Here is a 25,977-nt window from a genome sequence, read left to right as displayed (position 1 = left end):
AAATAAATAATTGCATATTGTTAAACATATAAAAAATAGCAATACAGAATATATAACCATTTTTCAGCGATTATACACAATAAAATGCTCAAAAAATAATAATATATATAACTGTTCATAATTAGTTTACAACAAAATTTAAATTAAAGCAATACTTTGACAGGAAAATCCTATAAAAACAATGAAAAAATTTTATCAAAAATTTTTTAGTCTAAAATTCTTGTTACTTTTAAAGGGATTTGTTATAAAAAGATACAAATAAACATAAGTTTTGCATCTTTATGTAAATATAATAAAAAGACCTTGAAATGAGCTGAACCCAAAATCAAGGTCTTATTAAAATTAATTATTTAATGATTTTTTCTTTTTAAGCATATAAACTGAACCTGCACAAAGCATTACGAAAAGTCCTGAAACAATAAATATTAAAGTTCCAGTTCCACCTGTGTAAGGGTAAGTAACTTTATCATTTTTGATATCTATTTTTTGAGTTTGGACATTTCCATAAATATCTTTATATAGAACAATGTTTCTAGGAGTTTCGACACGTCCCTTAACTTCTTTTACAAGAGTTATTGTTCTATCCTCAGCGTCAATTCTTATATGATATTCAATATTTGTCTTTGCATATCCTATTGGAGCAGTCTTTTCAGTTAAAACATAATCTCCAGTAGGGAAATCATCTGGGATATCGAACTTAAATCCATTTTCTGTACTTGTTGTTAAGTCATAAGATTGAGTTTTTTCTTTTGGTCCTTTTAATTCTAGTACCAAAGTACCTTGTTTGATAAGTTCTCCTAAAGAATCTTGTTTACTAAACATAAAATACATAGGATTTAATTTAAAGTTTTGTATTTGATAGAAAACTTCGTCTGAACCATAAATTGATTCACTATACTTAATCTTTCCTTGGTTTGTTACTTCAAACTCTCTTACAAAACCTTTTGGAAGACGATAGCCCTCAGGAGCTTTTATTTCCTTTATAGCATATTTTCCAACTTCAAGATTATCAAATTTGAATTTTCCGTTAGCTCCAGATTTAACAACAAGATTTTTACCATTTTTTTGCACTGGTAAATATCTTTCGGTAATATCTTGTTTATATAGTTCAAATTCTACATCTGGTAGGGCAATCTTTTGTTCATTTTCAGTTTTGTATTTGAAAAATTCTACTTCGATATTTTTAGTATTTGTTATTTTAACATCTGCACTTTCGGATTTAATGAAATTTTTGTTGTTTGAATATTCAATCTTACTTTCAAAACCTTCAATTGCAACTTCTTTTACAGTATATTCAAAATGATAACCTAAATTATCAAAAGGAATTAACTTTTCAAAAGTTCCAGTCCAATTACCAGCTTTATTTAAAGTTTTTTCTGCAATTTCCTTTTCTCTATCAGCTGCCGCTACATTTGGATTTGTTGACTTTCTAACAAGTTTAACTTTGATTTCCTTTTTCATACTATCTGGTAATTCTGTACCGTTTTTGTATTTCCAAAGCTTTTGAACATTTACATCAATAGTATTTGCCTTTACAGAAGGAACAGGAAAATCTCTCTTAGTATTAGGATTTTTCTCGTTTGGAGTTAAAGTAGTAGGTCCATTTGTAGGATAGAAGAAATTACCTTTATATTGAGGATCTTCTGTTCTTAAATTAACCTTATATCTTAAATTAACCCATTGGTTTGCACCTAGATTTAATCCTGTCACAGATATTTTTCGAGTGTTTTTATCGTAACTGACACTGACACCGTTTAGAAGTGAAGGATTTGATGCGGTAAGTTTATAGAATTTATTTCCATCTAAATTAGCATTCAAATTCAAATCAACCATATCGCCCATTGGGTCGCTTACTGAACCGTTAACAACTGTCGGATTAAACAATCTTGCTTCAATTTTTGACAACAAAGTACTTAGTTGATCAATATTTGTAGCATCATAATAATGATTTTTGCTAGTTGACATTCTTTCCATAATGTCAACAGCATAAGGTTTGTCAATATGATGTGGCGCGGGATATCTTACTGAGTAACCGTCATTATTAAATGTATAGCCTGATAGTTCTACACCAACAGTGAAAGTTTGGTACTTATTTACTATATTCTTAGCTTCGTAAAGTGTAGGTCTACCGTGATTAGTAATATCTAATCGTCTTCCAGTTGAAGCATCAGGAACATCATAGGCTCTATGGATACTATAAACTTGATTATATCTTGCGTCACCTTTTGGAACTAACTCATAAGCTTGACCATCGCCCATTTTACTTCCCATAATATTTGCATATTGATTTCTTCTGTATAGTTCATAGTAGTAATTATTTCTTTCAGATGCTATAGTGTTTGAATAGTCAAATGTAGCGATTCCATTTCTATCTACACTCTTCATTTTATATGAACGAGTGGGAGTACCATCTGTCAAATGTACAATATATTTTTCATTACCGTTTGGACTACTCTTTAAAATATCAGCAGCACGCTTTAAAGCGGCTTGTGTAAAAGTAGCTCCACAAGATTTTCCAAGTTCATAAGGAGCTTTTGTAGGTAATTTAGCAATTATATCTTCTTTGTTCGGAGTTAAAGTTCCAACAGTATTATCAGGGAAATATTGGTTTTCAAAATAGAATTCCTTACAAAGACTTCCATCAAAAACATCTGAGCCGTATGTTACTAAAGCGAATCTAACATTTTCTCCTGCTCTTTCTTTAACATTATCCAAAAAAGTTTTAATTGCGTTGTTAGCAGCAGTTACACGGTCATGTGCGCCATCTGAAGCTTTATCTGATAGGACAAATTTATTATCTGCTTCACTCCATTTTGTTCCGTTTAATTTCATAGAGTTAGAGTTATCTAAAACTATAACAATATCTTTCATTTTTGGCTCGGATTTGTCTTTTCCTTCAATTTTTAAATCAATATAAAACTCTCCGTCTTTTTCGCCCTTACTTGCAGTTTTTGAAACAAATGCCTCATCATACTCAATAGGTTGATTTCTGTAGTTTCTTATTATTCCATTAATTTCTGTGTAATCAGTAGGAAATCTACCACTCGTGTTATCAGTATATCCTATATCAGCCCTAACAATTGTTGGTATGATAAATTGACACAAAAAAACGCATAATAATAAAAAACTAACTAAGCTTTTTTTCGTTTTCATAACAAATACCTTCCTTAAAAATAAATAAATGTATAAAATAAATAAATAAATGTTGCAAATACTTGTGTTTTTCCTAAAAAATACTAAAATCAACCAATTTTTAAGAAATCGCACATAAGTTTGCACTTACAAAATTTTTCTTACAAAATTTCTCAATATAATTTTACATCATATTAGAAATAAAATCAATATATATTTACATATATTTTTATAAATATTTAATCTAATAAAATTAAAATATTAAAAATAATATTTTTTAAAAAAAATTTAAAAAATATAAATTTAGGTATTGAAATTTATTTTAATTAATGTTATACTAAGCATGAGTTTAAAGAATATTTAAATCAAATATTCATAAAATTTCAATTTATACAGGCATTACTCAAAAATTTTTAGAACTAAAAGTAGAATGATAATTTAGAGCTATAATTTTTGAATGTCTAGAAATTTATTATTATATTTTTATAGGAGGAATTATAGTTATGAAAACAATAACTAAGAAAATTGTTTCAAGTGTTCTAGCATTTGTTATGATTCTTGGAATCTTTGCATCAGTATTACCTACTGCAAAAGTTAATGCTGCTGAACCAAATGGAACTAAAAAAGTAACTTTACACAAATTACTTTTAGAAAAAGAAAAATTAGAAAAATGGGATAGTGCTAAAGTAGAAGAAAAAGGCTACAATGGTACTCAAGACCTAAATCAATTAAACACAATTTTAGCAACAATCGGAAACGGACATCCTGATTCAGTTTCTGAAATCGCTGGTGTTTACTTTGTATGGCAAGCAAAACAACCTGATGGAAGCTTTAAATATGTTAAAGCTGATGGTACTGTAACAGAAAATATTGACGAAGCTTTGGGTGGACTTACTGAAGCTAACGGTAAAGCTTTCGACGTTACTAACCTTCCAGCTGGTGAATACAAAATTCTTGAAGTTAAAGAAAAATCAACTTACGTTGGAACTGATGGACAAACATTAACTGCTCAAAAAGCTGTTCCAGTTGTTATTACTTTACCATTAGTAAATGAAAGTGGAACAATAGAAAACGCTCATGTTTATCCAAAGAACACTCAAGAAAAACCACAAGTTGATAAGAACATTGAAGGACAAGCTGACTATGCTAATTCAAACAGCCCTAAAGCTTTAATTAATAAAACTGTAGGACAAGAAGTTCCTTACGAAGTTAAGACTAAGATTCCTAAAGATGCTACTTATAAGACAATCAGATGGGAAGATACAATGACTAAAGGTCTTACTTACAAAGCTGGTTTAACTCTTACTGCTAATGTTGTAGCTCCTGCTGAAGCTATTACTTTAGTTCAAGGAACTGACTATGAATTAACTGAAAATGCAAGTGGATTCGTATTAAACTTCAAAGCATCTGGTCTTGAAAAAATCGAAGCAGCTGCTAAAAAAGGTGAAGTTGAATTCGTATTAAAATATAAAGCAGTAATCAATGGTGAAGCAGTTGTTGAAACTCCTGACAAGAACCAAGTTAAATTTGATTATGCTAACAAACCAGTTAACTATGTTGACCCAAGAGATAAAGAAATAACTCCAAAGAACAATGAAATTGAAGTTGCTAAGACTTGGGCTGAAGGAACAGCACCAACAGGTGTTACTGTTACTTACTACTTATATGAAAAAGCAGCTAATGCAGCTGATGACAAAGTAGTTGATTCAGTTGTTAAAACTGGTCCAGATTATAGCCATAAATTTACTAAATTAGATGCAGCTAAAAAATACTATGTAAAAGAAGTTGTTGCTGGATATTCTCCAGAATACACTGTAAACGCTCAAGGTAAAGTAGAAATTAAGAATACTAAGAGACCTGACGTTCCTACACCAATCATTCCAACAACTCCAGATGTAGTAACTTACGGAAAGAAATTCGTTAAGACTAATGAAGCTGGTACTGAAAGATTAGCAGGAGCTGAATTCGTAGTATTAAATGCTGAAGATAAATACTTAGCATTAAAAGATACTGCAACAGTTGCAGCTGACAAAGCAGCTTATGACCAAGCTCAACAAGAATATGATCAAGCTATTGCAGCTTACAATGCATTAACTAAAGAACAACAACAAGGAGCTCAAGGAACTACTGCTAAAGAATTAATCGAAACTAAGAAAGTTGCTCGTGATGAAGCTTTCAGAAAAGTTAGAACTGATTATGAATGGACTACTCAAGAAGCAAAAGCTATTAAATTCACATCAAACAAAGATGGACAATTTGAAGTAACTGGTCTTGCAGCTGGAACTTACAAATTAAAAGAAGTTAAAGCTCCAGAAGGATATGCTTTATTAAACGGAACTATTAGTTTTGAAGTAAATGCAACTTCTTACTCAGCAGCTGCTGGCGACATCGCTTATGATCCAGCTGGTACAGCAACTGATGCTACTAAAGTTGTGAACAAGAAAGTTTCTATTCCTCAAACTGGTGGAGTAGGTACTATAATCTTCACAGTTGTAGGGGTAACTCTAATGGGAGCTGCTGTTTACGCAATGAAGAAAAGAAATGCTGAAGAAAAATAATATAAATATTTAAAATTAAAGAATTATATCAGGAGATTTTTCTCCTGATATAATTTTAATTAAAGGAGAGGAAGCATTGAGAAAATTTACGAAAAATTTTATATCAATTGTAATGTCTTTTATATTGCTTCTGAATATCGGACTAATTAGCAAAACAGTGTTTGCATCTGAGCCTTTAGATATTTATATTTATTCTCAAAAGGATGATTATGAAAAGCATCCTATAGTTAAGACTAAATTAAAAGTTTGGAAGCTTAAAGACAGTTATGCTAGTAAAAATAAAATTGAAATTGTTGAAGAACTTAAAGATTTGAAAGATGAAGATATTTCCAATGAAAATGGAAATTATTTTGAAACTCCAAAAAGTGATAATGACGGAAGAATTACTCTAAGTCTTGAACCGGGAACATATTATGTTCGTGGAGATTCAGATGCTACTGAGGAATATGAAGTTGCACCTTTTGCTTTCAAAGTTCCAGATGATGGAAAATTCATTTACTCTAAGACAATAAAGAAGACGCCCACTCTTGACGGTAAAGTAAGGTTATACAAAGTGTCTGAGGACGGAAAAACTCTTGAAAATGTAGGTTTCAAATTGTTTATGAGAACTGCAGATGGAGATGTAGAAGCTCCTTTGAGCGGAAATTCTTATGATAAAGACGGCACTCCTAGAACTCTTTATACAGATAGTACAGGACAAATCTTTATTGATAAACTTCCTGCAGGAGATTATTTCTTTAGAGAAGTTGAACCTCTTTCAGGATATACTGTAGATAAAACTGATACAGCTTTTACAGTTGTTGACGAAACAGAAATTCCGCTTAGAGTTGTAAATAAGAAGACTGAAACGGGAGATAAGTTGTTTGTTAAGGTTTCAAGTGGAAAAGATCCACAATTCCTTGAAGGTGCTACTTTTAAGGTAATGGTTAAGGAAGGAGACAAGTTTGTTCCTGTTAAGAGGGACGGACAAGATTATGTACTTGTTTCTGGAAAAAATGGTGGATTTAAAGTTGAAAATCTTCCTTATGGAACTTATTATTTGGTAGAAACAAAGGCTCCAAATGGTTATAGCTTATTATCAGGAAGTGTTGAGTTCAAAATTGACGGAACATCAAAAGATAACGAAGCGACAATAATTAAAAATGAACCTTTCAAACCAGGTATTCCAAAAACTGGAGATATTTTATTTTTATTAATGACAGTTGGAGGCTTAGTAATCTTCGCAACTGGATATTTCATTAGCAAAAAAGGTAAAAGCAAACAAAATTAAAAGATTTAAAGACAATTAGAAGAACGAGTTAGACTCGTTCTTTTTTTGTGGATATATGATATATTTACAAATATTTTTAGGTTAACAACTAGGATTATAAAGATAAAAATATTAAAAAAATATATATAAATATTACTATTATTTTAAAGTATTCAAATGACCTCTAATTTGCAATGTTAATTAGCAGTTATATAGTTAAATAATTGATATTTATAGTAAAAAATATTATAATTTCTTTATGAAGTATTTTTATATTTCGTAATATTTATTTTAGGAGGAAGTTATGAACAAAAAAAGGATATCGGCTTTGCTGTTATTAAGTGCTATGTTAACAACGTCTGTTACTACCACATTCGTTAGCACTACAAATATTTTACATGCTGAAGAAGATGAAGGATTTTCAAAGTACTTAATTAAGGACTCTGAATTACCTGAAAAAGAGGATGATAATGAGGTTATTTCATTACCAGATTACAATTTGAGAAAACAAATTTGTGCTCTTTATGGATACAAGGGTAAGTATAAGGATTTTGAAAATGCTAAATTAACAAAAAGAGATTTAAGAAGAATTTGGTATTTATCACCTGAAGTTTGTCAGGCTCATGATAATACTGAAAAGGGCGTTAAGGTTAGAAAACTAGAAGGACTTGAATATGCTGAAAATTTACAATATTTAAGTTTGGTAAATCAACTTGTAGAAGATTTAACACCAATTGCTAATCTAACAAAAATTAAAACTATCAAGTTAAAGGGAACTCATGTTACTGATTTTGGTCCTTTAGCTAATTTAGTTAATCTTGAAGATGCTGACCTTTCTGGATTACATCCAAAGAGTACAGCTCCATTAAAGAACCTTGTAAATATGAAGAAAATTGAGTTAATCTGTGAAGATTTAGATTTTGTAACTAATATGGTAAAACTTGAAATACTAGTTGCAGATCACAGTACAGTTTCTGACTTAACTCCTTTAGTAAATTTAAAGAATTTAAAGGAACTTCGTATTGACGGTAAGGTTAGAAATTACATAACTCAAGATGGTCCAAGAGTTAAGGATATGTCAGTTTTGACAAAACTTAATAAATTAGAATTTTTAAGTATTTCAAATCATGAAATCGAGGATATTTCTGCTGTTGCTAATATGAGAAATTTAGTTACTTTCCATGCGACAGATAATAAGATTAAGAATTTTGAAAGTCTTCTTTCACTTCCAAATTTAGCAGAAGTATGGGTTCAAAATAACGATAATAATATTGAATTACCAACTACTAATAAGTATATAACTGCTAAAAAATTATATGATAAGATTAATAAGGATGAGCTTACAAAAGAAGATGTTGCTACTATTGATGAAATTTTAAATGATTCAGTATCTAATAAATTCTTTAGTGAAGATACTTTAAAGAAACTTGCAGAATACAAAGAAGCTTTAGCTTCAAATGATAAGGTAGAAAATAAATTATTTGAAGAAGCTAGAGCTAAGGATAAGAGTGCTAAGATTGTTAGTGTTGATGAAATTCCTACAATTACAGTTAAAAAAGGTTCAAATGTTAAAGAAAGTTTACCTGCACTTGTTAAGGTTCAAGTTGAAGAACTTAAAAACAAGGAAATTAAGGGACAATTCTTAAAATATACTGATGGACAAGAATTAAGAATAGCTGTAGTTGATAAAGATGGAAAGCTTGTAGAAGACGGAACAACATTTACAATTACAATTAATCATGGAGTAAGTGAACATTCAAAGGTTACTACAAAAGATGGCTATGTAACTCTTAAAGCAAGAGGCTTTGCTGGACAATATATTCCTTATTCATTTGTATATGGAGATCAAGAAGTTTTTGAATTTGAAAAATTAACTATTACTAAATTTAAAGACTTTAAAGTTGGTGGAAAAACTTATGATTTTGAAACTACTTCACATAATGATATTGAAAAAGCTCTTGTAATTAGACTAGGAGAAAAAGCTCCTGAGCCAACTCCAGTTGAAAAATATGATGTAACTTATAAATTTGTTTCTAAAGATGCTTCAAAAAATTTACCAGAAGAAGTTATTAGTAAACTTCCTGCTGCTGAAAAGTTAGAAAAAGGACAAAATGTAACTCTTAAAGCATTCAATAATATTGAAGTTAAAGATGGAACTTGGTCTTTTGAAGGTTGGAATAGCAAGGAAACTACAATTACGGCTAATACTGAATATGTAGGAACTTGGAAATTTACTCAAAAAGAAGAAGAAGCAAATACTTCTGATATTGGTGTATTTTTAGAAGGAAATAGATACAAGATTAGATATAAAGTTGTTGATACTGAAGGAAATGAAATTAAAACTCCTAACTTCTTAACTATTATTAAGAAAAATTCATCAGCATATCCAGAAAATATGGTTCTTACTGATAAAGGATTATATGAATTTGAAAATCATGGAATGCTTGGAAATTACGAATTAGAACTTAATACTAAGGAATACAGATTGAAAGATACTTATGGATTTGGAATTAAATATAATAAAGATGCTAACAGAGGAGAATTTAGTTATATTCTAAGTGGTCCAGATAAGAAACCTCTTGAAAGCACTAATGAAAAAGACTTTACAGTAGTTGTTGAAAAAGTTAAGGAAGACAATTACGAAGCAGATTCAAGACTTGGTTTAAAAACTGAAAGAGGAAAACAAGTTGTTTATTTCAAAGTTGTTAACCAAAAAGGTGAAGAAGTAAAAGAAAACGGTCTTTTAAGAGCTTATGGTAAAGATACTGGATTAGCAAATGTACTAAAATTACAAGAAAATGGTACTTATAGTATTCAAATGACTGGTGAAGATCAAAAATTCGATATTGAATCTACAAATGCTAACTTTGTTTTAGAAGATAGTGTATCATACTATGATGCATATAATCCAAAGACATTTAAAGGTTCTTTGAAATATATAAATAAAAATAATGAAAGATTTAATCTTACTGAAGATAATGCAGAAAATATACCTGTTAAATTCTTTATAGTTAGAGTTAATGACAAGTCAATCCACTTAGCTGCAAATACAGATGCAGAAAGAACTTCAAATAATGTTGTTCGTTCAGCTCGTAAAGCGCGTTCAGTTGAGAATATTGTTGTAACTAAGGCAGTTGAAGAAGTTGGTACAACTTTTGAAAGAAATCTTCCTGTTGAATGGGATTTAAGTAATTATAAAGATGAAGTTGGTGAATATACATTAACTGGTAAAATTATTCTTGATGGAAATACTGAAAATCCTGACAATCTTGTTGCAACTGTAATAGTTAAAGTTGTTGATGAGAACGAAGTTGAAAATGTAAACAAAGATGTACTTCAAAAAGCAGTTGAAACAGCAAAAGCTCCACAAACAACAAAGGATAAGACAGAAGAATCAGTTAAGACTTTAAATGAAATTTTAGCAAAAGCTGAAGAAGTTTTGGCTAATAAAGAAGCTACACAAGACGAAGTAAATAGTGTAGAAAAAGAATTAACTGAAGCAATAAAGGCATTAAAAGACAAAGAAGTTGAGCCAGAAAATCCAGTTGATCCAGAAGAACCTGTAAATCCAGAAAAGCCACAAGAAGATAAATGGGTTCAAAATGATGATGGAACATGGACATACCAATTAGCAGATGGAAAAGTAGCTGTAAAAGACAGTTGGAAATTAATAAATGATGAATGGTATAGATTTGATAAAGATGGAAAAATGGTATCGAATCAATGGTTTGAAGAAAATGGAAGATGGTATTATATTGAGCCAAATGGAACAATGTCTAAAAACGAATGGATAATTATTAATGGAGAATGGTACTATGCAAATGCTGACGGTAGAATTTCACAAAATGAATGGGTGTTAGTTGATGGGAATTGGTACTTTGCAAATGCAAGTGGACGTATAGCAGATAGCGAATGGTTCATTGTTGGAGGCAAATGGTATTATGCTGAAAAAGGAGGACTAATCGCACAAGGTAAAACACTTAAAATCAATAATGTAGATTATACTTTTGATTCAAATGGTGCATTAGTTAAATAGTAAAAAATATAAAGACTGAGTAAAACTCAGTCTTTTTTGTTGAAATAAACATTGTCGAGATATAGTATTTCTTAAAGAAATAAAAAATAAAATTTCTGTATGTATCTACGATACATTTACTTTTGCTAAAGCAAAAGTATGAGATTTCTCCGCTCTGTTTCACTTCGGTCGAAATGACGTATAAGGGGAATAACTTTGATTTGTAGCTAGACGTTAAAAGTAAATTAACTTCTAATATAATTTTAAAAAAGTAGAAAACAAAAAATAATATAAGAAAAATTTTATTTATATATTTTATTAATTGAAATGTTTCACGTCAAAGTTATTTGCAAAGAAATGCTCCTAACACGTCATCTCGACCGAAACGAAGCAAAGCTGAGTGTAGCGGAGAGATCTCAATTATTGTTTGGTTACAAACAATAATATTTCTGAAAGAAATAAAAAAATAAATTTTGAAAATATATAAAAATTACTGTATTTTTCTTGATTTTATGGTATAATAAGGTTAGTAGTGGAAGTATGAATTATATATAAAAAAAGGATTTATATGACATTTTTTATATTTGTATTAATTTTAATTTTCACTATTTAGTTAGAAAGTTTAAATTTGGGTAATTACTAATGGTATTATGTTTTATATTAATAAAATTACGTAGATTTATTTAAGAGGAGGAAAGATGAGCAAAAAGTCGATTTCAAAAATTTTAATTTGTGCAATGTTAATTTCTATATTACCAAAGACAAGTTTTGCAGAAGAAGAAAAAGTAAATACTGAAGCAGTAAGTACTAAAGAAAAGGAAAATAAGAACGAAAAAGAAGCTCCAAAAGTTGAAGAAAATAAAGAAAATTCAACTGAAAAAAAAGCTGAAGCTGAAAGTACAGAGAAACAAAATACTGTTGAAGCTCCAAAATCAGAAGATAAGAAAGAAAAGAGCGCAGAAGAAGTAAAACCTAGATCTGCAAGAAATAAAAGAGAAGTTAAAGCTAATTTTGAGGGAACAGTTACATTTGTAGGACAATGGACTGGTGAATCAAGAAGAAAAGAAGATTCAACTAAAAACTTTACAAATGCTGATGAAAAATTAGGTGCTCCTTTAACTAATCCAGGTTTATTTAGATCAATTGGAAAAACTTTCTTAGGTTGGTCAGACAAGGCTCCTGTTGGAAATGGAAAATTAGCTGATGGTGCTAGATTATTCTCACCTGAAGATAAAATTTCAACAGTATTCCCTGATGGAATTCCTGCTGATGCTAAAATTTATGGTGTTTATTTCAGTTTAAATGACCCAGAAACTCCATTACCAGATAGTACTTTTGGTTTAGGACTTTCTATTGTTGGTGGTCTTAATAAATTTAAATTAGATGGAACTGAAATAACAATTGATAAGGATAAAACTTCTGAAGAAGTTTTACCAGATACAAAACTAGCTGAAGAAAAAGATAAAAATAAAGATAGAAAAATCATAGATAACTACACTAAAAAAGATGATGTTAATGAAATTCACGAAGTTATTGCAACATCAGAATTTCAAACTGATCCTGTAATATCAATGTTAGTTTATAGAGATCCTCATGTTGGTTATGTAGGACCGATTTTCTCAAATACTTACAAAGATAATGAATTTAAAACTGATGATGGAAAAACTGGATATTCTTATGTGGATATAAATGTTAATCTTGATAATGATTTAGTTGTTCCTGAAAAAATTTATTTGGAGTTTGAAGGCTATGCATGGAGACCTTTATATGTAATGGGAGCAAATAAACAAGTTTTAAATATCTTTGATCCTAATTCAAATGCTGATTTAGGAAATACAAAAGATAGTTTTAAATCTTTGGTAAGTAGTACTAATCCAAAAGTTACATTTGGAGTAAATACAAATAACAATAAGAATTTTACTGTTAGAATGATTATTAGAACTGGTAATGAAAAAATCGCAGAAAGCAATATAACTCCAGACGCTGGACAATCAATTGCTGAAAAGATTTTACAAAACATGAAGTTAAAAGTTCTTTCAAAGAAAGATTTAAAAACTTTATTACCTGGAAAATCAGATGCAGAATTAAATAATAATGTTTTAAGAATAACTGATGAAAAAGCTAAGGAATTAGCAGATACTGAAGGTGAAACTACTTTAAAAATAAAAGGTTATATTCAAGGAAACACAATGGTAAATGCAGGAAGAATTTCTTTCCTTACTTTATCTGATGAAGAAGAAATTAAGAGAGTTGATGCAAATACAATTGCTCTTGGATATACAATAGAAAAATACAATGTAACTTTTACATTTATTTCTGGAACAGAAGGTAAAGATTTACCAGCTGAAGTTGCTGAAAAACAACCAGCAGACAAATTCGGTATTGAAAATGGAGTAAAAGAAACTCTTGAAAACTTTGCAGATGTTAAAGTTGATGGTGGAACTTGGAAATTCAAAGGGTGGTCTGTAGATAAAAATGGTGTTTCTGAAGCTGTTACAAATGAAGCAACAGTTGATGGAGATGACTTAATTTTAGTGGGAGAATGGATTTTTGTTGAAGATGAAAAACCAGTAGAACCACAAAATCCAGAACCACAAAAACCAGAAAATCCACAAAAACCAGAACCAGCAAAACCACAAAAACCACAAGTTAGAAAGAATGGAGAACTTCCAAAGACAAATGTTTCAAGTGCAATGTCTTATGTATTTCTTGCAATAGCTGGACTTGGTGGAGCATACATTTCAAAGAAAAAAGATAATGAATAATAAAAATAAGAGAAATAGGAATCCTATTTCTCTTTCGTGTATCTTATATGTTACATAGGAGGAATGAACATGAAAAGATTATTAAAAAAATATATTTTTGTATTTTTATTATCTTTCTTTATTGGCCTTTTTGCTGTGAATAGTTCATATGCTGAGACTACAGTTACTACTGAAGATCAACTTCAAACTGCAATAAATAATAATGAAGATATAGTTATTAATACAAATATTTCAATTACAAAGTCAATTACTATTCCAAATACTTACAATAAAACAATTAAATTAACAGGAAATTCAACTTTAAATATGAATTTTGTTGGTGATATGTTTGTTGTTCAAGGTGCTAATTTTACATTAGACGGTGGTGTTATAAATGGTAATGAAAATGGTCGTGCTTTTAATATATTTGGTAATTCTAATGTTACTGTTAAGGGTACAACTATTAAAAATGCTAGTACAGAGAAATTTACTAAAAAGATAGAAAATGGTTCTAATACTCAAAAGTATAGTGGTGGAGCTGTTACTATTTCACATTCTGTACTTAATTTAGAAAATGTGATTTTTCAAGAAAATCATAGTAAGGCTGTAACTCCAAATCCAGAAAAAGCTGGTGATCCAGCTATTGAATCAAATGGTGGAGCAATTTTTTCTGATAATTCTACAATAAATGTTAAAGGTGGAAAATTCCTTGACAGTTATTCTGGAACAAGTGAAACTCTATTTGGCTCAAATGGAGAAGGTGGAGCTATAAAGTTAGTTGAAAACTCAGTTCTTAATATTGATGTTTTTGAAAAAGACGGACAAGAAATTAGAACACTTTTTGAAGGAAACCATGTTTATCATACAGATGGAAATAAAGGTGGATTTCAAGGTGGTTCTATTGAAGCTACAAATTCTATAGTTAATATAAATAAAACAGATTTCATTGTAAAAGGTGGTTTCGATACAGGTGGAGCTATCAAATTTGAACAATCTGGTACAAAAGCTAAACATAACAAGATTACAAATTCATCATTTAAATTAGTTGGTGGTCAATTACCAACAAAACCAGTTGCTTCAGCTTATTTTGGAACATCTGGTGGTGCAATTTGTTCAGAAGATTCTTATTTAACAATTACAAGTACAGATTTTACAATGGAAAATAATCCATCTGTAGCTTTTGCTGGTGGTTTTATTGATATAGTTGGATCTGGAGAATTTAATCTTTATGATTCAAAATTAACAGGTAATGGATATGGTTGGAACGATCTATCTAAAAAATCTGCTAAATATGGTGGGGGTATTGCTTTTGAAAATAATTCTTCAGCAAAGTCTCATATCAAAAATTCTACATTATCAAATTTCACAGTAGATCATACAGGTGCTATTATCTCTGTTGGACATAGAAAACCAAATGAAGATTCATACGGAAATACAACAGTTGATTTATTAATTGAAAATTCAACATTAACAGGTGCTAGAGCATATACATTTAATGCGAATTCAGCAGGAGCTGGTCTATACATTGCTCCAAATTCAAATGTAGTTATAAAGGGTGGTTCAATAACTGATACAAGTGCTAATTATGGTGGAGCTATTTATAATAAGGGTAATTTAACTCTTGATAATAAAGCTGCTATTAAACATAATGGAACAACTCAAATGGCTGCCGGAATTTTCAATGATGGTTACTTAAATGTTCATAGTGCTGAATTTGAAAACAATAAGAAAACAGATGATGCATATTTCAGTGGTGGTAATCATCAATTCTCTAATGGAGAACATTCAGGTGGAACAATCTATGCTAAAAAAGATGTGATTATCGGAACAGATGCAACATTCTCAACAGCTGATAAAAATGACATAAGAGTTATAGATAAAAAATCTTCAGTTATTTTAAGTGGAGCTAGAAATTCTGTAATAAATGTTTCAATCAGTGAAGTAGATAGTGAAGCAAATAATGATTTTTATGGAAGAGATTTTGTTGAAAAGGCTCATAGACATGTTGGTTATTTAGTTGGAAAAGGTCTTGAAAAAGCAGATTTAAAAGCTACTTATAAACTAACTGGAGCTGAAAGCTATAAACCAACAGCTGAAGATGCAAAAAATTTCCATTATGTTTCTAAAACTGTAGAAGCTGATAAAATTGCTAATGTTTCTGACCATGTTGGAACTGGTCTTTGGGACTATGTTTTAAATCCAGATAACAACACAGTTGTTCTTGGACAAAGAGCAAAAATGGTATATCATACAAATGAACCAACTGCTGTTATAGATGGTGGTTTGACTGATAATGACCCTAATGGTCAAAAATTAGAACAAATATATACTTTCTACGATTCAGGAAATGGAAATCCAAAAGTTTCAATAGACAATGTTGCTGCTACTGAACTTACAAAAATAGATAAAGAACCTACTTTAGATGGACATGATTTTGTTTCTTGGTATAATGACGAAGCTAAATCTAAACCATTAGATAAACTTGCTGATTCTAAGAAATATGATTTTGCTAATTCAACATTTACTAAGACTTGGAGTGCTAATGCTACTTCAGAAATTACAGATATTTTAAATATTGCAAGTAAAAATACTTTAAATACTTATGCAGTTTATGAAAAAACTCCTGAAAAAACTTCAATTGAAGTTAAAAAGGAATGGGTTGGAGAAGTAAAGGAAACTACTGTAAAAGTTCAACTTTATAAAAATGGTGCAAAACTTGGGGATGAAGTAGAATTAAATGAAGGAAATAATTTCTCTCATAAATTTGAAAATTTATTGGTAAAAGATACTGAAACTCAAGCACAACCAAATACTTATGAAGTAAAAGAAGTTGGAGAGGCTAACGAAAAAGTAAGCCATGGCGAAAATAGCTATAAGGTTGAATACAAAACTGAAAATAAAGTTGTAACAATAACAAATACTTTTACTCCAAAAGCTACTCCATTAGTTCCAGCTACTAAGAGTTTAGAAGTTAAGAAAGAATGGGTAGGAGAAGTAAAAGAAACTTCAATAAAAGTACAACTTTACAAAAATGGAGAAAAAATAGGTGATGAAGTAGAATTGAATGAAGGAAATAACTTTTCTCATAAATTTGAAAACCTAAAAGTTGTAGACACAATTACTCAAGCACAATCAAATGTGTATGAAGTAAAAGAAGTGGGAGAAGATAACGGTAAGGTAAGTCATAGTGAAAATAATTATTCAGTTGAATATAAAACTGAAAGTGGTGTTGTGACAATAACTAACACATATATACCAAATCCACAACCGGACCCAGTACCGCAACCGGACCCAGTGCCACAACCGGATCCACAAAATCCACAAAATCCACAAAATCCTCAACCTTCACCACAACCACAAAAGCCACAAGTTCAAAAAGAAGGTAATCTTCCAAAGACAAATATCCAAAGTGGTATGTCTTATGTTGTACTTGCATTAGCAGGGCTTGGTGGAGCTTATATATCAAAGAAAAAAGATGATAAATAGAAAAAATATAAAAAAATAGAGAGTTAAAAACTCTCTATTTTTTTTAAAATTAAAATTTTAATTTGTTTTAAAATTACTTGCTTTTAGATTTTCTAAAGTGTTTCTTACAACTGGGATTGAAAGCAATAGTACAGTTATAACTGCTTCTGTTCCGATATATGAAAAATTATACCAGAATGAATAAAATAGCGGATTCCATCCTTCTGGTGCATAAGCTCCAAAGAATACATATCCTGAGAAAACAGCAAATAAAAATCTTCCTATAATTGATACTAAATAAGCAAAGATTAATTTATCTTTTTTATCTGCAAATAGACCACTTAATCCAAGTGCTCCAAATGCTAAAATATAGTCGATTATCGCTTGTACTGGTGTATAGACTTCAGGTTTAATTAATAAATTTAAAAGTCCAAAAGTAATACCTGCTATAAGTCCAACTCTAAGTCCAAACATATAACCTATGAAAACTATAAAAATCATTGAAAACAAAGTTACGCTTCCGCCTTGTGGAAGACTAAAAAACTTTATTTGATTTGCACTTATACCAAGAGCCAAAAGAATGGCAGAATAAGTAAGTGCCTTTGTAGAAAATATTTTTTCATCTTTTCTAAAATAAAAGACAATAAATAAAAAAGAAAAGGAAATCAACAATATAATAGTTGTTTTTCCTGCAGTACTTGAGAAAAATTCACCAAAATTTTCCATAAAAAAAACCCCCTAAGATATTCACTAGAAAGCCCATAAAAAAGAGTATTCAACTTCCCTACGTCAGTATTATCTGAATCAGGTACAAAGGGTATTTCTCAGCTAAATAGCACCCCTAGCGAAAAAAATATTTTGTATTTGTATACTTTATTTTTTTACCCTAATAGAAAATCGTTAAACATTTATTTTGTTGAGTAAATTTGCTAAAAATGTTATACTTTATTTATATTTGAAAGAATTAGAGGAGATATTATGAAAAAAATATTAAATTTAGCGCATAGAGGTTTTTCTGGAAAATATCCTGAAAATACAAAAATTGCTTTTTTAAAAGCGATAGAATATAGTGATTGTGACGGTTTTGAAACAGATGTTCACATGACTAAAGATAAAAAATTAGTAATTATTCATGATGATACAGTGGATAGAACTTGCTCAAATGGAAGTGGATTTATAAAGGATTTGACATCAACAGAGCTTTTACAAATGGAATTTGGTTCACATAAGGGAAGTGAGTTTTTAGGTGAAAAAATTATATTTTTAGAAGAATTATTGCAAATAGTAAAGGATAATAAGTTATTTCTAAATTTAGAACTTAAAAATAACTATGTTTTTTATCCTGGACTGGAAGAGGCTGTTATAAATATGGTAAAAGATTTTGGACTAAAAGATGATGTAATTTTATCTTCTTTTAATCACGAATCAATGGAAATTTGCAAAAAGATAGATTTAAGTTTTAAAACAGGATTACTCTTTGAAAGCCCTATGATGAATACAGTTGAGTATATGAGAGGAATTAAGCATGAAGCGGTTCATCCAGGATACTATATGCTTTTACAAAAGCCTTATTGGGCTGTGGAATTTAAAAAAATGGGTCTTGAGATAAACACTTGGACAGTTAATGACGAAAAATATATGAAGTATTTAATTGAAATGGGAGTAGATGCTCTAATAGGAAATTATCCAGATTTAACCTCAAAAGTACTAAAAGATTTATAAAGTGTACGTTTGTAAATGAGGAATATAGCGTTGATTGTGTTTTATATTTTCTTGATTTTTTGATATAAAATTATTCATTAAAGTGAGGTCCTTTCTAGTTAATTTGTTTGTTATTTTAATTATACAGGATATTCTCTTTTTTTGTACTCTTGGTCTCACATCAATTGTATTATAACACAAAGATTTTTGTTGATAAAAAAATATTTTTATTGTATAATTACAGATGAAAAAAATTTTTTATTATAAAACTATAAAGGAGAAAATTATGAAAAAATTGACTACTAGAATTATGAGTGGAATATTGGCTTTTTTACTCATTGTATCTGGGTGCTATTCTGCAATTGGCATGTCTTATGCACAGGAAAACGCTTCTGATTCAGTTGTGAACAGTTATGATTCAAGAAGCAATAATTCCACTTCGAAAATTGAGTTAAAAATTGGACAACTAAAGGATGATGGTTTAGTTAAGATGTCAGATGGGTGGTATACTCAGCAGGTTGTCGATAGTGCAGTTGACTTGGATATTTCAGGGAATAGTTTCAGTGTTGAAAATCCATATCTAGTTATAAAAATTCCTAAGACAAAGAAAATAAAGGATGTAAAAACTATAGATTCTCAAGCTGCTAAAAAGACAGAACGTTATGAAGATGAAAATTATCAGTATGTTAAATATTATTATAATAGACTTACTGGAGGAAACCATTCTACATATCCATTTTATTTTACTTTTGATGGACATTTTGCTACTAATGGAGACATTATAGAAGTAGAGGCAATGTTGTATGGTGGAGATGACAGTGTTTTAGCTACTGTAAAGCAAAAATATACTGCAAAAACACTGGGTTATGAGATTTCATCAGATTATAATCGCTCTGGAATTTACACTAAAAAAAGAACAGAAAGGTTAGAAAATGGAAATATTGTTGGACATGACAATGTTATTCTAGGAATGATTGAAAAAGAAGGAGATTTAAAAACTTCTCCTTATCTTAATAAAAATAACTTACAAATTGTTGCAATGTTATATCCTAAAAAAATAGAAGGTCAAACTGGAAATTTGGGTTTAGAATATCCTAAAAATATAAAGACAGTTATTACTTATCCAAAAGATGAAGCTAAATTTCGTTATATAGGGGAAGATAAAGAAACTAGCAATCAAATTGTTAAGGTAAAAGACAATGTAGTAGAAGTTATAAACAAAAATCCTGATTTTAAATCAGATTTAAATTCATTTCATTTTGAGCCTCCCGTACCTTTAGGATTAAGTGTCTGGTTTGATTCAAATTTGAAAGATATTTCTGTTAATAAGAAGCTTCCTGTAAGCATAGAATTTTACAAAAATGTAAATGAAGATGGTACTGGTGGAGAGTTTATTGGAAAGTTGACGGATTCGTTTGAAGTAGAGCCGTATGCTTTTAAACAAGATGGTAATTTTTCTGCAATATCTGAAGCTTTTGAAGATTATTATATTGCAAAGGAATTTCACTATATTTATAATCCAAGATATTACCATATGAATGGTAATGTGTTTAAGGGTACCTTTAATGTGCAAGAACAAGGAGGTGTTCCTTTTGTAGCATATATAGGTCAAAGCAATAATGGAGCTGGTGGACATAGTCCTTATAAAGGCGGAATAACTGAAACCATTAATGAAATTTATAGTAGGCTTAAAAATGAAGGTTCTTATATAAATAATGTACAGCTTTGGTTCTCTTCTGGAAAACCTGAAAGTCCTGAAGCTGATAATGTTGGAAATGCTATAAAGAATGCGATTAATGATGGCAACACTAGATTGTATGGAATAAATGAAGATGGTACAGAAGATTTGCTTGAAGAACATATAAAGATTATAACAGATAGAAAAAATAAAAGTAGCTCTCCTTTGCAAAATGATGATATTGCATGGTATAGTGAATATATTGATATTGGAAATAGAGCTAAAAAATATAAAGAGGTTGTAGTTAGATTTGAAAAACCGATTTTGATGGATAATACTGTTTTTAGATTAAGAAATAGAGTTTGGTTTACAGATGACATGCTTAACAAGTTTAAAAATCTTAAAGATGAAGTTTTATCTTTCGAAACGGAAGTAGCCGTTAGTAAATTAGATAAAAAAGAAAATAAATTCATAAAGTCAAATTATATCAAGTATCCAACAAATTATTTTACAGTTGAATCACTACATCCTTCTGTTAATGAATATATTAGTGATCCTCAAACAGTTCATTATACAGAAGATGGTACTTTTGATTATTTAGTCGGAGGAACTGAAATTAATCAGAGATATTTAGATCATGCTCGTCCAGATGGTAATTTAAAAGAAATTAAAAATGTTAAAACTATTACTTTATTGCCTTCTGGATATGAGTATTCTGGTAAATATGAAAAGGCATTAGATCTTGATAATGAATGGAAGAGTAAGCCGGTTAATGAACCTAAAATAACAACAGTTGATAATTTTAATGGAACAGGTAAAAAAGCTATAGTTGTTGAATATGGTAATTTGCCAGTTGCAGGTCGCTATCCTATTAATCTTAAATTAAGGGCAACGAAGAATGCACCTCGTGGTGAAAGTGATTTTGTAAACTACATGACTTATGATGATAATGATTTTATTCGTCCGGAAAATAGTAAAACTGGAAAAGAGTATGATTATGTTGATGATTTAGACTTGGACGGAGATGGAGATAGAACAGAGATTTTTATGCAAAAGCATACAAAGGTAACATTTGTACCTCCTTTAGAACTTTTATTAAATAACACTGTTCAAAGTAATTCAAGTTATAATCTATCTACTACGGGTGATTTAGGACAAGAAATCTCTTATAAGGTAAATATATTTAATAATTCAATTAAAGATATTACAAAGTTAGATATTATAGATGTACTTCCAGATCTTGAAGATCATAGTATTTCTCCAAATGATAAAGGGGAATATATTAAAAGAAATTCTGAGTTTCCTGTAACGCTTACAAAATCTTTAGAAGAAGTTAATAGTGCTGATGTTAATTCTAAAGTAGAATTTCGCTATCAAGTTACTAAACAAGGATCAGACTTAAATTCTGTTTTAGATGGAGAATGGTTATCTAAAGATCAGATTACTGATTTTTCAAATGTTAAATCTGTAAAAATTACTCTTAAAACAGGACAGATGTTGAAGTCAAAAGAAGAAATAGATATAATCATTCCTTCAAAAATTCCATATGATACCAAATTGAAAGATGACGCTTTAGCTTATAATTCTTCTGCCTTTAGTACCGATGGTAGAAACTATAATGAAGGAAATATTACAAGTGTCGGATTTGCAAAATATCTTGTAAAAGGAATTGCTTTTTATGATACTAATAAAAATGGACAATTCGACGAAGGGGATATTCTTGCCAAGGGTGTTAATATTAATTTATTAACAAAAGATGGAAACAAAGCTACAGATCTTAATGGAAAAGAATTGAAAACTACCACAGATGAAAAAGGTGAATATACTATTTCAGTATATTCACGAGGAGATTATAAAGTTTCTTTTGTTAAAGATAATGCCCAAGAATATAATAAAGCAAGTTCAGGAGATGAATCTGTTTCAAATTCTATTGATGTTGCTACAATAAATGGTAATGAAGCTACTACAGCAGAGTTTACATTATTACCGGTTCATAAAGAACAAATAAAAAATGTTGCTTTAATTAAGAAATTTGGACAAATAAATATCGTTAAATTGTCAGATGAACTTGATGAAAACGGAAAAGCAAAGCCGCTATCAGGTGGAGAATTTGTTCTTTTAACAAAAGATGATAAGGAAGTTGTTAATTCTGATGGGACAAAAGTTGAAAAGGTAGTAACTGATAAAGATGGAAAGGCAAGTTTTATAAAAATTCCTCATGGAGAATATAAAGTTAAGGAAATTAAAGCACCCGAAAATCATATAATTGTAAAAGAAACTTATGATGTAAGTTTGACAGATTTAAATAATTCTGATGTTACTATTGAAATACAAAACAAGAAAAATCCAAAAATAAGTGTTAGTGGTGAAAAAATTTGGAATGATGAAAATAACCAAGATGGTATTCGTCCAAACGAAGTAACAATTCACTTATTTGTAAATGGTGTAGATAGTGGGAAAACTGCAAAAGCTAGTAAAAATTCTGAATGGAAATTTACATTTGAAAACCTTGATACTTATGATTCTAACGGAAAAGTTATTGATTATACTGTAAAAGAAGATGTTCCAGAAGGTTATACAAGTAATGTTGAAGGAACAAAGATAACGAATACTCACAGTCCTGAACTAATCAATATTCCTGTAGAGAAAAAATGGGTTGATGATAATAATTCAAAAAATTATCGTCCAAACGAAGTAACAATTCATTTGTTTGCAAATGAAGATAAAGTTGGAGAATATAAATTATTATCTAATGAGGATTGGAAACATACATTTGAAAATCTTCCAAAATTTAAGGAAGGAAAAGAAATAAAGTATTCAATTAAAGAAGATAAAGTAGAAAATTATTCAACTTCATATTCAGGAGATTATAATACTAAATTCACTGTTACAAATACTATAGAAGGAAAAGTTTCTATTCCAGTAACTAAGAAATGGATTGGTAAAGAGTCAGACAAAGTAACAATCCATTTACTTGGAGATGATAAAGAAGTTTCTAAAGTTACATTGACAAAAGATACAAATTGGCAACATGTCTTTGAAAACTTAGATAGGTTTAAAGAAGGTAAAGAGATAGTATATACTATTAAAGAAGATAGTATAGAAGGTTATAAATCTGAGATAACAGGGGATATAACTAATTATCTTGTAACAAATACTAATATGTCAACAAAAGATATTTCTTTAGTTAAGACATGGAAAGTAAAAGAAGGTAAGGAAATAGAAGTTTCTTTACTTAGAGATGATAAAGAAATACAAAATATAAAAATAAGTAAACAAGATGATTGGAAATATACTTTTAAAGACTTAGAAGTTTATGATAAGGCAGATGGACATAAGTATAATTATAAAGTTTCAGAAAAAAGTTTAGCAGGATATTTAACAGAAATTAAAGGTAATGAAGATGAAGGATTTGAATTAATAAATACTTATTCTCCAATACCGGTTATTGTTGATCCACCTGTTAAAAAGGTTGTAAAAGGTAATCCAAAAGTTTCTGAAGTATTTACATTCCAGATGAAAGCATTAGATAAAGATAATCCTATGCCTGAAGGAAGTAAAGACGGAATAAAAACAATAATGATAATTGGATCTGGTGAAGTTGAATTTGGGAAAATTGAAATCAAATTACCAGGAACATATAGTTATGAAATAACGGAAATAAATGATGGAATAAAAGGATACGAATATGATAGTTCTATATATAAAATAGTATTTGAAGTAAAAGACATCAACGGAAAGCTTGTTGCAGAATCAAAAAATGTAAAAGAAAATAACGTTGAAAAAGAAATAATATTTACAAATACTTATATTGAACCAAGTATTCCAAATGATCAAGAAAAACCAAACAAACCAAATATTTCTGATGTTGAAGGAAAAGTAATGCCAAAGACAGGCTATGGAACAAGCATTGGTAAGTATGGATTGATGATTGGGTTATCAATAGTATTTTTAAGAGTAATCTCTATAAAGAAGAGAAAAAACATTTAAAAGAACTTAATTAAAAAGAACGGACAAATACCCTTAAGGTAATATGCTTTTTGGGTGTTTTTTTGCTTTTTTAAACAAAAGATACATTTTAGGATAAATAATTAAAGCGTATTTTTGATATTAATTAATGTACATTTTCTAACTGAAATTTCTGTGATTTTTTTACTGGTCTCACATCAATTGTATCATAACAAAATAGTTTTAAAGAATTTATAAAAAAGTCTTGCAATATCTATATATTTGTGGTATAATTTTTGAGTGTCACTCTTAGACGCTTTGATATTTAAAAAGCCTTGCCTTTTTACAATATCGATCGCATAGCAGTCGAGGTTGCGATTAATAAGTCCTCGCCTACAAAATCGCTGGGTAGCGATGTCTAAATAACCCAATATTGTAAAAAGAATTAAGGAGGAATGAAATGAAAAGTTACGTAGCAAAACCTTGCGATGTTAATCGTAAATGGTATGTAGTTGATGCAAAAGACGTTGTTTTAGGTAGACTTGCAGCAGAAGTTGCTTCAATCTTAAGAGGAAAGAGAAATGTTAGATTCCAACCATCATTCGATATGGGAGATTATGTTATTGTTGTTAATGCTGATAAAGTTAAATTAACTGGAAACAAATTACAACAAAAAGAACATAGATACTATACTGGATATTCAAATGGTTTAAAAGCTATTTCTTATGAAAAAATGTTACAAACTAAACCTGAAAAAGTTATTGAATTAGCTGTTAAAGGTATGCTTCCAAAAAATGTTTTAGGAAGACAAATGTTCAAGAAATTAAAGGTTTATGCTGGTCCAGAACACAATCATGAAGCTCAACAACCAGAAGTTTTAACATTAAGTAAATAGGAATAGAAAGGAGATTAACATATATGGCAACTCAATATATAGGAACAGGAAGAAGAAAAACTTCTGTAGCTAGAGTTTTCTTAACACCTGGAAATGGAAAATTTGTTATTAACAAACAAGATATAGATGAATATTTTGATTATGATACATTAAAGGTTACAGCTAAGTCACCTTTAGAAATAACAGAAAGTCTTGGTAAATTCGATGTTTACGTAAACGTAAAAGGTGGTGGATTTACAGGACAAGCTGGAGCAATCAGACATGGTATTGCAAGAGCTTTATTAGAAGTTTCTGCTGAATTAAGACCTGTATTAAAAAGAGCTGGTTTCTTAACAAGAGACCCTCGTAAGAAAGAAAGAAAGAAATATGGTCTTAAAAAAGCAAGAAGAAGCCCACAATTCTCAAAGAGATAGTAAATATGAATTTGAAACGTTGGAAATTTTTTCCAACGTTTTTTTTATGTAAATTTAATTTAATGAAAATAATTATTTTATAAACAAAACGTTTCACGTTACAGCAACGAAATTATCCAAAATACTTTTTCTTTTATATTGTATGTATCTAAGATACATTTACTTTTGCTAAGGCAAAA

The 25,977-nt window shown here is 29.5% G+C and carries 11 protein-coding genes and 1 riboswitch; of the genes, 9 read left to right on the top strand and 2 right to left on the bottom strand.

Annotated features, from left to right (window positions below):
* Window positions 1–342 precede the first annotated feature (342 nt).
* Window positions 343–3,153, bottom strand: a complete 2,811-nt coding sequence (locus LW893_RS03490) for a SpaA isopeptide-forming pilin-related protein (protein WP_233055843.1) — start codon at window positions 3,151–3,153, stop codon at window positions 343–345.
* A gap of 482 nt (window positions 3,154–3,635) precedes the next feature.
* On the opposite strand from LW893_RS03490, the gene LW893_RS03485 reads away from it, so the two are divergent.
* The 5 genes from LW893_RS03485 to LW893_RS03465 all read left to right on the top strand — a co-directional run bounded on the left by LW893_RS03485 (window position 3,636) and on the right by LW893_RS03465 (window position 17,184).
* On the top strand, window positions 3,636–5,690 hold the full coding sequence (locus tag LW893_RS03485; protein ID WP_233055842.1) for a SpaA isopeptide-forming pilin-related protein: 2,055 nt from the start codon (window positions 3,636–3,638) through the stop codon (window positions 5,688–5,690).
* A 76-nt stretch (window positions 5,691–5,766) separates the two neighbouring features.
* Window positions 5,767–6,960 carry an MSCRAMM family protein gene (locus tag LW893_RS03480; RefSeq protein ID WP_233055841.1) on the top strand — a complete coding sequence of 398 codons (1,194 nt, stop codon included), beginning with the start codon at window positions 5,767–5,769 and terminating at the stop codon, window positions 6,958–6,960.
* A 283-nt stretch (window positions 6,961–7,243) separates the two neighbouring features.
* Window positions 7,244–10,975 carry an SHIRT domain-containing protein gene (locus LW893_RS03475; RefSeq protein ID WP_233055840.1) on the top strand — a complete coding sequence of 1,244 codons (3,732 nt, stop codon included), beginning with the start codon at window positions 7,244–7,246 and terminating at the stop codon, window positions 10,973–10,975.
* A gap of 677 nt (window positions 10,976–11,652) precedes the next feature.
* A complete protein-coding gene (locus tag LW893_RS03470; RefSeq protein WP_233055839.1) occupies window positions 11,653–13,719 on the top strand; it encodes an SHIRT domain-containing protein in 2,067 nt (688 codons plus the stop codon).
* Between the two features lie 69 nt (window positions 13,720–13,788).
* A complete protein-coding gene (locus LW893_RS03465; protein WP_233055838.1) occupies window positions 13,789–17,184 on the top strand; it encodes a Cna B-type domain-containing protein in 3,396 nt (1,131 codons plus the stop codon).
* Between the two features lie 57 nt (window positions 17,185–17,241).
* Here the strand turns inward: LW893_RS03465 and thiT are convergent, their stop codons facing one another.
* Window positions 17,242–17,889, bottom strand: a complete 648-nt coding sequence (gene thiT, locus LW893_RS03460) for an energy-coupled thiamine transporter ThiT (RefSeq protein ID WP_233055837.1) — start codon at window positions 17,887–17,889, stop codon at window positions 17,242–17,244.
* Between the two features lie 38 nt (window positions 17,890–17,927).
* A riboswitch (TPP riboswitch) is annotated at window positions 17,928–18,016 on the bottom strand.
* A 125-nt stretch (window positions 18,017–18,141) separates the two neighbouring features.
* On the opposite strand from thiT, the gene LW893_RS03455 reads away from it, so the two are divergent.
* The 4 genes from LW893_RS03455 to rpsI all read left to right on the top strand — a co-directional run bounded on the left by LW893_RS03455 (window position 18,142) and on the right by rpsI (window position 25,798).
* Complete coding sequence (locus LW893_RS03455; RefSeq protein ID WP_233055836.1) at window positions 18,142–18,885, top strand: glycerophosphodiester phosphodiesterase; 744 nt, start codon at window positions 18,142–18,144, stop codon at window positions 18,883–18,885.
* Between the two features lie 265 nt (window positions 18,886–19,150).
* Entirely contained in the window at window positions 19,151–24,532 is a 5,382-nt protein-coding gene (locus LW893_RS03450) for a Cna B-type domain-containing protein (protein ID WP_233055835.1), read from the top strand.
* 418 nt (window positions 24,533–24,950) lie between these two features.
* Window positions 24,951–25,385 carry a 50S ribosomal protein L13 gene (rplM, locus tag LW893_RS03445; protein WP_233055834.1) on the top strand — a complete coding sequence of 145 codons (435 nt, stop codon included), beginning with the start codon at window positions 24,951–24,953 and terminating at the stop codon, window positions 25,383–25,385.
* Window positions 25,386–25,408: 23 nt separating this feature from the next.
* The gene (gene rpsI, locus LW893_RS03440; protein ID WP_233055833.1) at window positions 25,409–25,798 is read left to right on the top strand and encodes a 30S ribosomal protein S9; all 390 of its coding nucleotides are present in this window, start codon (window positions 25,409–25,411) and stop codon (window positions 25,796–25,798) included.
* Window positions 25,799–25,977: the final 179 nt, after the last annotated feature.

The sequence above is a fragment of the Parvimonas micra genome, assembly GCF_021300775.1.
GTDB lineage: Bacteria > Bacillota > Clostridia > Tissierellales > Peptoniphilaceae > Parvimonas.
This window is presented reverse-complemented; position numbering and strand designations above follow the sequence as displayed.